Origin of the sequence: Actinophytocola sp., from assembly GCF_050699915.1 — a bacterium.
Lineage (GTDB): Bacteria > Actinomycetota > Actinomycetes > Mycobacteriales > Pseudonocardiaceae > Actinophytocola.
Genome location: NZ_JBOHGA010000204.1, coordinates 1 through 11,112 on the forward strand (window position 1 = coordinate 1; position 11,112 = coordinate 11,112).

At 72.6% G+C, this 11,112-nt stretch carries 13 protein-coding genes and 1 pseudogene; 4 read left to right on the forward strand and 10 right to left on the reverse strand.

What is annotated here, in order from left to right:
• Both ACRDSK_RS26900 and ACRDSK_RS26905 read right to left on the reverse strand, forming a co-directional pair.
• Positions 1–620, reverse strand: a 620-nt coding sequence (locus ACRDSK_RS26900) for an alpha/beta fold hydrolase (protein ID WP_431444098.1), incomplete at its 3' end; no start/stop codon positions are given.
• Positions 617–2,107 (reverse strand): flavin-containing monooxygenase, encoded by a 1,491-nt coding sequence (locus tag ACRDSK_RS26905; RefSeq protein WP_431444099.1) that lies wholly within the window; start codon positions 2,105–2,107, stop codon positions 617–619. The genes ACRDSK_RS26905 and ACRDSK_RS26900, both read right to left, overlap by 4 nt.
• Positions 2,108–2,187: 80 nt before the next feature.
• Between ACRDSK_RS26905 and ACRDSK_RS26910 the strand changes: the two genes are divergently transcribed.
• Positions 2,188–2,862: a TetR/AcrR family transcriptional regulator gene (locus ACRDSK_RS26910; RefSeq protein ID WP_431444100.1), complete on the forward strand. Its 675-nt coding sequence runs from the start codon at positions 2,188–2,190 to the stop codon at positions 2,860–2,862.
• A 3-nt stretch (positions 2,863–2,865) separates the two neighbouring features.
• Here the strand turns inward: ACRDSK_RS26910 and ACRDSK_RS26915 are convergent, their stop codons facing one another.
• From ACRDSK_RS26915 to ACRDSK_RS26940, 6 genes and pseudogenes are all read right to left on the reverse strand, one after another.
• Complete coding sequence (locus ACRDSK_RS26915; RefSeq protein WP_431444101.1) at positions 2,866–4,467, reverse strand: ANTAR domain-containing protein; 1,602 nt, start codon at positions 4,465–4,467, stop codon at positions 2,866–2,868.
• A gap of 191 nt (positions 4,468–4,658) precedes the next feature.
• A complete protein-coding gene (locus tag ACRDSK_RS26920) occupies positions 4,659–5,033 on the reverse strand; it encodes a PAS domain-containing protein (RefSeq protein WP_431444110.1) in 375 nt (124 codons plus the stop codon).
• Positions 5,034–5,152: 119 nt separating this feature from the next.
• Complete coding sequence (locus tag ACRDSK_RS26925) at positions 5,153–5,638, reverse strand: CheR family methyltransferase (RefSeq protein ID WP_431444102.1); 486 nt, start codon at positions 5,636–5,638, stop codon at positions 5,153–5,155.
• A gap of 238 nt (positions 5,639–5,876) precedes the next feature.
• Positions 5,877–5,975, reverse strand: a pseudogene (locus ACRDSK_RS26930) (hypothetical protein); the annotation flags it as partial.
• Positions 5,976–5,994: 19 nt separating this feature from the next.
• A complete protein-coding gene (locus ACRDSK_RS26935) occupies positions 5,995–6,723 on the reverse strand; it encodes an ATP-binding protein (protein ID WP_431444103.1) in 729 nt (242 codons plus the stop codon).
• Positions 6,698–7,663, reverse strand: a complete 966-nt coding sequence (locus ACRDSK_RS26940; RefSeq protein ID WP_431444104.1) for a chemotaxis protein CheB — start codon at positions 7,661–7,663, stop codon at positions 6,698–6,700. The genes ACRDSK_RS26935 and ACRDSK_RS26940 overlap by 26 nt, the downstream gene beginning before the upstream one ends.
• Positions 7,664–7,813: 150 nt before the next feature.
• On the opposite strand from ACRDSK_RS26940, the gene ACRDSK_RS26945 reads away from it, so the two are divergent.
• The 3 genes from ACRDSK_RS26945 to ACRDSK_RS26955 all read left to right on the forward strand — a co-directional run bounded on the left by ACRDSK_RS26945 (position 7,814) and on the right by ACRDSK_RS26955 (position 9,360).
• Positions 7,814–8,110 carry a hypothetical protein gene (locus ACRDSK_RS26945; protein WP_431444105.1) on the forward strand — a complete coding sequence of 99 codons (297 nt, stop codon included), beginning with the start codon at positions 7,814–7,816 and terminating at the stop codon, positions 8,108–8,110.
• 62 nt (positions 8,111–8,172) lie between these two features.
• Entirely contained in the window at positions 8,173–8,730 is a 558-nt protein-coding gene (locus ACRDSK_RS26950; RefSeq protein ID WP_431444106.1) for a TetR/AcrR family transcriptional regulator, read from the forward strand.
• A 6-nt stretch (positions 8,731–8,736) separates the two neighbouring features.
• Complete coding sequence (locus ACRDSK_RS26955; protein WP_431444107.1) at positions 8,737–9,360, forward strand: hypothetical protein; 624 nt, start codon at positions 8,737–8,739, stop codon at positions 9,358–9,360.
• Here ACRDSK_RS26955 and ACRDSK_RS26960 read toward each other — a convergent pair.
• Together ACRDSK_RS26960 and ACRDSK_RS26965 are read right to left on the reverse strand one after the other, a co-directional pair.
• A complete protein-coding gene (locus tag ACRDSK_RS26960) occupies positions 9,357–10,286 on the reverse strand; it encodes a hypothetical protein (RefSeq protein ID WP_431444108.1) in 930 nt (309 codons plus the stop codon). The two genes, ACRDSK_RS26955 and ACRDSK_RS26960, sit on opposite strands and share 4 nt — an antisense overlap.
• An 11-nt stretch (positions 10,287–10,297) precedes the next feature.
• Positions 10,298–11,112, reverse strand: an 815-nt coding sequence (locus ACRDSK_RS26965; protein WP_431444109.1) for an SbcC/MukB-like Walker B domain-containing protein, incomplete at its 5' end; no start/stop codon positions are given.

Consider the following 11,112-nt stretch of genomic DNA (forward strand, 5'->3'; position numbering starts at 1 on the left):
GTGCCGCGGACCGTGGCGAGCGACCCGGCCAGGTCGAGCATCACCTGGGCGCCGTGCGGGCGGCGGGACAGCTCCAGCGCGCGCTCGATCCGGGCCTCGGTCGCGAAGCTCCCGTCGCGGAAGATCGCCCGCTCCGTCCGGCGCGAGCCGGCGAGCGAGGGACGCAGCAGCAGCCGGCCCAGCGGGCGCAGTGCCAGGATCCGCAGCGCGATCGTCACCTCCTGGCCGAACCCGGCGCTGTTCGCGAGGACGAGGCTGCGCACCCGGTCCGGGTAGCGGAGTGCGAGGAGCATGGCCACCGCGCCGCCGAGCGAGTTGCCGACCAGGTGGGCCGGCCGGGTCTCGCCGATCTCGTCGAGGAAGTCCGCGACCGCGTCCGTGATGCCCGGCAGCGTGCTCGCGCCGGGCATCGGGTCGGACTCTCCGAACCCGGCGAGGTCCACGCTGTGCACGCGGAAGGCGGGTTCGCCGCTGTCGAGCAGGTCGTGCTGGTCCGCGAAGTCGTCGAGGCTGCGGGCGATGCCGTGCAGCAGCACCACCGGCGGGGCGGCGGGGTCGCCGGTGGACCGGTAGCGGACGACCCGGTCGCGCACCCGGACCCGCTCGATCGCGCCGGTCATCCGCGCTGTCCACTGAGGACGGGCCGGGCCGGTGCGCGGTCGAAGGACATGTCGTCGTCCACCGGTCCGTAGCGCATCAGCAGCACGTCCCGCGGGTAGTTCTGGTACAGCCGCCACGGTGCGGCCCGGCCCTGCTTGGGCAGCTTGTCGATGCTGCGCAGGACGTACCCGGACTTGAGGTCGACGAGCGGCACGGTCGCCTCGGTGCCGGGCGGCGGCTTCGGGGTCGCCTTGCGAAAGCCCGTGGCGGCCATGTGGTTGAGCAGCCGGCACACGTACCGGGCCACCAGGTCGGCCTTGAGCGTCCAGGAGGCGTTGGTGTAGCCGATCGTGAGCGCGAAGTTCGGCACGCCGGAGAGCATCATCCCCTTGTACGCCAGGGTGTCACCGAGCTCGACCGGCGCACCGTCCACGGTCAGCGCCATGCCGCCGACCGGCAGCAGGTTCAGCCCGGTCGCGGTGACCAGGACGTCGGCCGGCAGCTCCTCGCCCGAGGCGGTCCGCACGCCGTCCGCGGTGAAGCCGTCGATGGTGTCGGTGACGATCGACGCGTCGCCGGCGCGGACGGCATCGAACAGGTCGCCGTCCGGCACGAAGCACATACGCTGGTCCCACGGGTCGTACTCCGGACCGAAGTGGGTGTCCACGTCGAACCCGGCCGGCAGCAGCTTCCGCGCGCCCTTGCGCAGCAACGACTTCATCAGGTTCGGCCGGCGGCGGCTGAGCTGGAACACGAGCTGGGCGATCAGCACGTTCTTCCACCGCAGGAACGGGTAGAGGAACCGGTCCGGGAGTCGGCCACGGAGCCGCTCGGCGATCGGGTCGAGCTCGGGCACCGCGAGCACGTAGCTGGGCGAGCGCTGCAGCATGGTCACGTGCTCGGCGGTCTGCGCCATGGCGGGCACGAGCGTCACCGCGGTCGCGCCGCTGCCGATGACCACGACGCGCTTGCCCGCGTAGTCGAGGTCGGTGGGCCAGTGCTGCGGGTGGACGACCGGGCCGGCGAAGTTCTCGATGCCGGGCAGGTCCGGCGTGTATCCCTGGTCGTAGCGGTAGTAGCCGCTGCACACGAACAGGAACTCACAGGTGAGCGTGACGTCGGTGTCGCCGCGGCGCGCGCGCACGGTCCACCGGCCGTCCTGTGTGGACCACTCGGCGCCGGTCACCCGGTGGCCGAAGCGGACCTTCTCGTCGACGCCGAACTCGCGGGCCGTGTCCCGGACGTACTCGCGGATCGCCGGGCCGTCGGCGATGGCCTTGGCCTGGCTCCACGGCCGGAACGAGTAACCGAGGGTGTACATGTCCGAGTCGGAGCGCACGCCGGGGTAGCGGAACAGGTCCCAGGTGCCGCCGATCGCGTCGCGCGCCTCGAGGAGCGCGATCGTCCGGTCGGGGCACTCGCGCCGCAGGTGGCAGGCGGCGCCGATGCCGGAGAGACCGGCACCCACGATCAGCACATCGACATGCTCGACAGACTCCTCAGCCATGCCGGTCACGGTATCGACAGCCTGTCGAGTGAGTCAACAGAGTGTTGAGCGATGGCCCTGCCGGGCGGTAGCGTGACGGCATGTCCACCCCCGCCAGGTCCGTGCGCGGCCGCCGGGTCGTCCAGCCCGGCGCCCGGCCGACCGGCGACGACCGGGAGGGCGCGATCCTCGCCACCGCCGAGCGGCTGCTCGGCGAGCGGTCGCTGCGCGACATCTCCACCGACGACCTGGCTCGCGGCGCCGGCATCTCGCGGCCGACGTTCTACTTCTACTTCCAGTCCAAGGACGCGGTGCTGCTCGCCCTGCTGGACCGGGTGGTGACCGAGGCCGACGCGGCGCTCGCCCGGGTGCCCGACGACCTCGCGAGCGACCCGGCGAAGTACTGGCGGGGCTGCATCGCCGCGTTCCACGAGACGTTTCGCGGGCACCGGCCGGTGGCACTGGCGTGCGCCGAGGCGCGGGCGACCAACGCCGAGGTGCGCGAGCTGTGGGCGCGGGTGATGGAGTCGTGGACGCTGCTCGTGGCGGAGGCGATCGAGTGCGAGCGCGGGCGGGGCGCGGCGCCGCCCGGGCTCGCCGCCCGAGACCTCGCGGTCGCCCTCAACTCGATGAACGAGCGGGTGCTGCACGCGACGTTCGCCCAGGACGGTCCGGCGGTCGCCGAGGAGCACGTGGTGGACGTGCTGCTGACGGTGTGGCTGAACGCGATCTACCAGACGACGACCCCGCCGGCGGGCGAGGCCGGCCGGCGCTGAGCCTCAGACCTCGGTGGCCGGCAGGCCGGCCGAGTCCGGCACGTCGAGCTCGTTGCGCCGGCTGGCGAGTATCCGGGCGAGGTCGGTGACCTTCACGTTGAGCCGCTGCGACAGGTCGCGCAACAGGTCGAAGGCCTCGTCGGCGGTGATCCCGCGGCGCTGCATCAGGATCCCTTTGGCCTGGCCGATCACGTCGCGGCTGTCGATGGCCCTGCGCAGCTGCGCGGCCTGCAGCTCCTGGAGCGTGACCGCCTCGCTCGACGCCAGCGCCAGCGACGCGTGGCTGGCGAGGATCAGCGCGGTGTCCCGGTCGGCCACCGTGATGCCGCCCGGCTCCCGGGAGTAGATGTTGAGCGCACCGTCCAGATGCGACGGTCGGGCGTCGGCCAGCAGTGCCGTGGCCAGGACGGAGCGCATGCCGTGCGCGGCCGCGGCCGGGCCGAACCGCGGCCACGCCCGCTCGACCGCGAGATCCTCGCTCACCGCCACGGCGGGGCCGGACGCGCGCGCGGCGTCGAGGCACGGGCCCTCGTCGAGGGCGTACTGCAGCCGATCGAGCTCGACGGCGACCGGATCGGTACGAATCGGGGTGTGGAACTCGCCGTCGCTGCCGCGCAGCGTGAAGCTGACCAGGTCGGCGCCGGCCACGAGCTCCTGCGTGGCCCAGGCGATCCGCTCGAGCACGTCCGCGACGCTGTTCGCCTCGTACAGCCCGGCGGTCAGCTTGGTCAGCTCCCGCGCGATGTGCCCCAACCGGCTCGCGAACACCGGTTCGACCGGCCGCACCCTCGCCCGTGCCGGGCCGGCCACGAGCTCGACCGAGTGCTCGTCGCCGAACGGCAGCACGGTGAGCGACTGGTGGACCGCCGGCGCGATGTTGACCAGCCGCAGCCGATCGCCGTGGCGGCGCACGATGTCGAGCGCGCCGTCGAAGGCCCGGACGCCGGCGGAGGTCAGCACGACCGTCTCGGCGAGGTCGACCGTGTGCACGCCGTGCGCTGCCGCGACCCGCAAGGCGGCGGCGAACCTGCCGGCGTTGTCGGCGTCGATCTCGCCGCGGACGAGCAGGGTGTGCTCCGGGCCGAGGCGGACGGACCACAGCACGTCCTCGACGTTGCGGTGGTGCACCCCGGCGACCGCCTCCAGCACGTCCGGCTGCTCGACCCGCAGGTCGTAGCAGCACAGTGCGCGGACGCCGGGCAGCGCGGTGAGCCGGTCCAGGTCGTGTTCGTGCGCGAGCCGCTCGGCCGGTTCCGGTGCCAGCACGTGCAGCGCGTGCGCGTCGGCCGTGAGCGCGACGCCCGCGTAGCCGCCGTCGAACGCGGCGCGCACCAGGTTCTCGTGCAACTCGCGCAGCGCCCAGTGCAGTCCGTCGGTCTCCAACTGACACCGAGCCGCGTCGATGATCTCGAGCTGACCGGACTCCCGCGCGGCCTGCCCGGCCTCCCCAAGCTCGTCGAACCGCGGCGCCGGGTCGGCGGACCGGTGCAGCACCTTGTCCCCCCGGGCGAGCGCGTCGGCCACCCACGACACGATCCGGCTTCGCTGCCATGCGTTCGATCGGTGCATGACCAGCGCGTGCCTGTCGGCGTCGAGCGGCTCCACGGTGTGAACGGTACTCGCTACTCGGTCGCGCGAACGCCCGTCGCGTCGCCATCGTGACTCGTCACCACGTCGCCGTCCATGACGAGAATGCAGCCCTGCACGACGCCCGCCGGGCTGCGCAGCGCGCCGCAGCGCACGTCCAGCGCGATCGGCAGCCCGATGTCGAGGTTCAGCAGGTGCTGTCCGACCGCCTAGTCCTGGCGCAGGCCCCACAGCTCCTCCGCGCCGGGGTTCCACGCGAGCACCCCCATCTCGGTGTCCACGACCGCGATGCCGGAGCGGATCGAGGTGAGGACCGACTGCAGGAAGCTGTTGACCTCGTCGAGCTCGATGCCACGCTCCCGCAGCGCTTCGTTGATCGCCTGCAGCTCGTCGTTGGTGGACTGGAACTCCTCGTTGGTCGTCTCCAGCTCCTCCACAGTGGACTGAAGTTCCTCGTTGGTGGTCTCCAGCTCCTCGTTGGTGGACTGCAGCTCCTCGTAGGCGGCTTCGAGCTGCCGGTTGGTGTGCGCGAGCTCGTCGAGCAGCGCGCGGGTCGCGGTGACGTCGTGGAAGACGACCGACACGCCGAGCAGTCCGCTGTCGCCGTCGACGAACGGGTTGACCTGGATCTCCAGCCAGGCGGGACATCTCCAGGTCGCGCAGCGGCCGGCCGACGTCGCGCTGGGACAGGCCGAAGACGATCTCAGCCTGCCTGTTGACCAGCGCGACGACGTCCTCCGAGGTGACCACGACCTGCGCGACCGGGCTCGCGTAGGCGTACTCGCGCAGGTGGTCGAGGCTGCCGACCGCGCCCTGCCGGTCGGTCGGCCACGTGGGTGGCGGCAGCAGCCCGACGGCGTGCTGACCGGCCGGGAGCTTCCCGGAACACGCGCCACTTCAGATCGAGCGGGTCGAAGATCCTGGTGTGCGACAGCAGCATCTCGGCCTTGCCGAGGAACAGCAGGCCGTGCGGGGCGATGGCGAAATGGAACCGGCCGACGACCCTGCTCTGCGTCTCGGCGTTGAAGTACATCAGCGTGTTGCGGCACACCAGCAGGTCGATCCGGGAGATCGGCGCGTCCTGCACGAGGTCGTTGCGGCCGAAGATGACCGACCGGCGCAGGTCCTTGCGGAAGACGTAGCTGGCGCCGTGCCGGTCGAAGTACTTGCCGACCAGATCGGCGGGCACGTTTCTCCAGCGCCGCCTCCGGGTAGACCGCCTGCCGCCTCCTCGCCGGATGCGCAGCCCGCGCTCCACACCCGCACCGGGTCCACCGACGAGCGCTCCGCGAGGATCGCGGGCAGGACCTCGGTCCGCAGGTAGTCCCAACGCCTCCGGGTCGCGGAAGAAGCTCGTGACGTTGATCAGGATCGTGTTGAAGAGCGGGTCGAACTCCTCGGGGTGACCTGTAGGGGTCGACGTACTCCGTGTAGTCGGCGATGGAGACCTGGCTCATCCGCCGGCGCACCCGCCGCTCGAGGCTGTTGCGTTTGTGGCCGGTGAAGTCGAACCCGCGGGCTTCCACCCTGGGACGCTACCCGCTCCTAGACCAGCAGGACGGCCCACACGACCTTGCCGCCACCGGGTGCCGGCGAGGAACCCCACGTCCGGGTGAGCCGGGCGACCAGCTCCAGCCCACGGTGGTCCGGGCTCGGCGGCTCGACCGGGCGGGCAGGCGCCGGGTCGTCGTCGTAGACCGCGACGGTCAGCAGCCCGCGCCGCAGCTCAAGCCGCAGCGAGGGCGCGCAGTACGTGTGCAGGAGGGTGTTCTCGACGAGCTCGTTGGCGACCATCATCGCCTCCGGCCCCCGCTGCGCGACCGGCCAGTGCGAGCACACGTCGAGCACCCATCGCCGGGCGAGCGCGGAGCTCGACAGGCTGTTCGGCAGCTTGCGGCGGGCGATCCGGCGCGGCGGCGGCTCGTCGATCGCGGCGAGGGCGGCCGGGACGGACCGGTGGACCGGGACGTACTTGCTCAGCCGGTACGTGGCCAGCTGTTCGTGCTGCGTCGGCTTTGTCGCGGCGAGCAGCAGCGGCAGCCCGGGCCACTGCGAGACCTGGGCGGCGACCGCGGGGAACAGGACCAGCGCCGTCCGGTCCGGCATCGCGAGCTCGTCCACGTCGACGATCATCGCCCGCGGCTCGTCGACCGAGGTCTTCAGCAGCGCGTCGCGCAGCTCGGCGTAGCTCGCCACGTCCAGTACCCCGCACGGCTCGACGACCGCCGCGCCGGCGAGCTCCCGGCTGTCAACCCGGAGCGGACCGGTCAGCATCCGAACTCATCCCCTCCGGCGTCCGGCGGTCGGCCAGGTCGAGCGGCGCGCGCGGCAGCGTGGCCGCCTCCAACGCCTCCTGTGCGTGCAGCTCGTAGCGGCTGGCGAACCGGGTGCTGCCACGCTCCCACGCCAGGCCCTGCGCGTTTAGCAGCGTCTCGGCGGCCCACGCGTGTCCGCCGCGGCACTGGTAGCGGCTCCCGAGCGCCATCTCCACCAGCGCGTCGTCACAGTCCGGGCAGGTCAAGCCGGCCCCCTGGCCCGATGCCTCCGGCTCGTGGCCGAACGGCGCCGACAGGTCCGTGGTGGCGATGGTGTTCTCCAAGCGCAGCAAGAGTGTCGGCTCCGGGGCGCCGTTCGGCTCGACCTCCTCCCGGCACAGCTTGTCGAGGATCGTGCCCATCGCCCCCACGGGCAGCACGTGGTCGACCTCGACCGCGGCCATCGCCTGTCGCGGCATGCCGGGGTACAGCGCCTCGTCCGGATCCTGCACGACGACTTTCCCGCCGCGGCCGGCGATCGACCGGAGCCCGGCGATCCCGTCGTCGAGGACCCCGGACAGCAGCACGCCGGTGACCCGGGGACCGGCGACGATCGCGGCGGAGCGGAACAACGCGTCGATCGCCGGGCGCCGGCCGTTCTCCGTGGGCCCGTGGGACAGCGCCAGCCGGCCGTCCACCACGAGCAGGTGGTGGTTGGGCGGGGCGACGTGGATCGCGCCGTGCTCGAGCGGCTCGCCGTCGGTCGCGCTGCGCACCGGCAGCGGTCCGGCGCGGTCCAGGATCGCCGGCAGCGCGCTCGTGCCGCCGGCCGGCAGGTGCAGCACGACCAACACGCACGCGGGCAGGCCGGCCGGCAGTCCGGCCACGAGATCGCGCAGAGCCTCGACGCCGCCCGCCGACGCGCCCACGACGATCAGGTCCCGCGGAAGCCGCCTCATGGGGTGCCTCGGATCGTGGTGGGATCGGTGTCTAGTTACGTTACGCCGCCAACGCGACTACCCGGTGATCGATGCGACAAACCTGGTTAGTCCGCAGGCAAGCGGGTAGGCGTTGGTGAGCGATCACCGACGGAAGCGAGGTGTGCCGAGTTGCTGCACATCACCCCGGAGGCCGGCCTGGCGATCAACCGGCTCGTCGAGGGCCAGGGCGCGAGCGGCCTGCGCATCGAGGCGAGGTTCGGCGAGCCGGACTTCGCCGTGTCGATCGCCGCGCTGCCCGACGAGACGGACCTGGTGGTGACCGAGGAGACGACGGGCGCGCGGGTGCTGCTCGACTCGCTGACCGCGGACTACGTCGAGGACAAGACCCTCGACGTGGACGACACGGTCGAGGGCACCGCCCGGTTCCAGCTGGCCAACCAGGGCACGGTCGACTCGTCCGCCTGAACTGCTTGACTCACTGGCTAATGTTGTTAGCCTTGAAGCTATGAACGCCAGCCTGTTGGCTCATGCCTAGAGCCGGCCTGTCGACGACCGCCGTGGTGGACGCGGCGCTCGCCGTCATCGACGAGGACGGTCTCGCCGCGCTGACCCTCGCGGCCGTCGCCGCGCGGACCGGCGTCGCCACGCCTTCCCTGTACAAGCACGTCGCGGGGCTCGCCGACCTGCACGACCTGCTCGGCATCCGGGTGCTCGACGAGCTGACCGAGAGATTCACCGCCGCCGTGCTCGGGCGTGCCCGCGACGACGCGGTCGCCGCGCTCATGCACGCCTACCGCGGCTACGTCGTCGACCATCCCGCCCGCTACGCCGCCATGCCGCTCGACCCGCTGCACGACCCCACGTTCGCCGCCGTGGGCGGCAGGCAGCTCGAGGTCGTGCTGGCCACGTTGCGCGGGTACGGGCTCACCGACTCGGCCGCCGTGCACGCCGCCCGCCGCCTGCGGGCCGTCGCGCACGGCTTCGCCTCGCTCGAGGCCGGCGGCGGCTTCGGCCTGCCGGAGGACCTCGACAAGACCTACGACCAGCTCATCGACCTCGTTCTCGCCGGCCTGCCAAGAGAGTAGGAAGCCATGTCCAGAACCACCGCCGCCGCCGCGGCCGCCCTCGCCGGCGTGCTGTTCCTCCTCTACCCCGCCGTCCGCCCCTGGACCGACGAGACCACAGTGGACGGTGCGCGGGAGGCGATGGCGTCCGGCGCGTGGGTCGCCGCACACGCGTTCGCCATGGTCGGCTTCATCCTCGTCCCGCTCGCGCTGCTGGCCCTGCGCGAGACGATCGGCCTGCTGCCGATGGTCGTCATGTCGGTCGGCGCCGGGCTGGTGCTGCCCTACTACGGTGCGGAGGACTTCGGGCTGCACGCCGCCGCGACCGAGGGTGGCGACCTACTCGCGGTCGCGGAGGCCACCCGCTACGACCCGGTGGCGATCACGATGTTCGGCCTCGGCCTGCTGGCGCTCGCGGTCGGCGCGATCCTCACGTCCGTCCGCGTCTGGCGCACGGCCGCGCTGCCCCGCCACAGCGCGATCCTGTTCGCGGCCGGGTTCGCCCTGTTCCTGCCGCAGTTCCTCGCCCCGGCGCCGGTCCGCGTCGCGCACGGCGTGCTGATGCTGGTCGGGCTGTGCTGGCTGGCGTTCGCGATGTGGCGGGCGCAACCGGCACCCGCCCGCTCCGACGGGATGCCGGTCGCCGCCTAGGCGGCGTGCGCCGCGCGCAGTGCGCGGTACAGCAACGCCTGGTCGCCGAGGCGGTGCCGCAGCTGGCGTTCCAGGCCGCCGATCGGCACCAGGTTCTGCGGCGCCCGCGGGTCCTTGTGCGGCACGCTCGCGAGCCGCGGCAGCACCCGGGCGGTGATGTCCGCGAGCGTGGTCGCGTCCGATGTGGACAGATCGGCCGAGCACTCCAGCCGCACGATCGCCGACCACGGCGCGCGCGACGAGCCGGGCAGGCGCAGGTACCAGGACTTGCGCTCCCACGACGTGCCCATGCCGAACACCGGGCTGCGCTGCCCCGGCGCCAGGTCGGCGATCACCACGGCCTGTGCGGGCTGCAGGTAGGACTTCTGGTGCGTCTTCACGTACCCGACCGTGCGGGCCAGGTGCGTGCGGCCGCGCAGCGGACCGTCGACGACGAGCAGGTCGTCCTCGACCCCGGAGTGCTCCCGCCACGCGTTCGCGAGCGTCACCTCCAGCTCGGACATCCGCCGGTTGACGCCGAGCGTCAGCTTGTCCAGCCCGCCGGGCGCGTGGTGGAACGCGTAGGTGGCGTGTCGGGTGACGAGGTCCTCGCCGGCCTCCGCGAACAGACCGCGATCGACCATCACGTCGAGGATCTCGGCGACACCGTCGCACCGGACGAGACCGACGGCGACCGAGGCCAGCACGCCGGGGGTCGGCTCCGGCTCGTCGCCGTGCCGCCACACCCGGGCATCGATCCGCTGGACGCCGTCGAGGAAGAGCACGGACCCGGGCAGCGGGACGACCTGCGGGTCGACCGGTTTCCAGTCGGCCGCCTTCAGCTCCAGGTCCAGCTCGAGCCGCGCGGAGGACTCCGCGCCGGCCGGCTCGTCCCCGCGGGCGACGCCGTACCCCGGATCCCAGGGGTCCACGGTGTAGGTCGTCATGGCCCCCACCATCACACGTCGATCCTTCGCAGCCGCGACGACGCGCCGTCCCGGGTGACCGCGAACTGCACCGGCACCCGCTCGGCCAGCGCCGGCACGTGCGTCACGATGCCGACCATCCGGTCGGTCTCGGTCGCCAGCCGTTCCAGCGTCGCGGCCACGGTGTCCAATGTGGACTCGTCGAGCGTGCCGAAGCCCTCGTCGAGGAACATCGAGCTCAGGTCCCGCTTCCCGCCGGAGAGCCCGACGACCTGGTGGGACAGCGCGAGCGCGAGGGCCAGCGAGGCCTGGAACGTCTCCCCGCCGGACAGCGTGTTCACCGGCCGCCGGGTGCCCGCGTCGTTGTGGTCGACGACGACAAGCTCGTTGCGCTCGGCCCGGTGCAGCTCGTACTGCCCGCCGGAGAGCTGCAGCAGGATCTCCGACGCCTCGGTCACCAGGGAGTCCAGCGCCTCGGCGCACAGCCACGCCTCGAACCCGTTGGACTTCAACAGGTTCCCGAGCATCCGGGCGACCTGCTCGTCCTCCTTGTGCCGCTCGACCTCCGCGGCGAGCGCGACCGACTTGTCCCGCCGCTCGACCCGGTCCGCGAGCTCGGACTTGGCCCGCTCCACCTGACCGGCCAGCACCACGTCCGGCTTCGCGTCGCGGGCCAGCGCGATCCCGTGCTTCTCGAACAGCGCGGTCAGCTCCGCGCGCGCCGCGCTCCCCTGCTCGCGCAGCTCGTCCTCGGCCCGCGCCAGCTCCGCGGCCCGGGTGTCCAGCGCACCGCGCTGCCGCTCGGCCCAGCCGAGCAGCGCCCGCCACGCCGCGTCGAGGTCGGTGC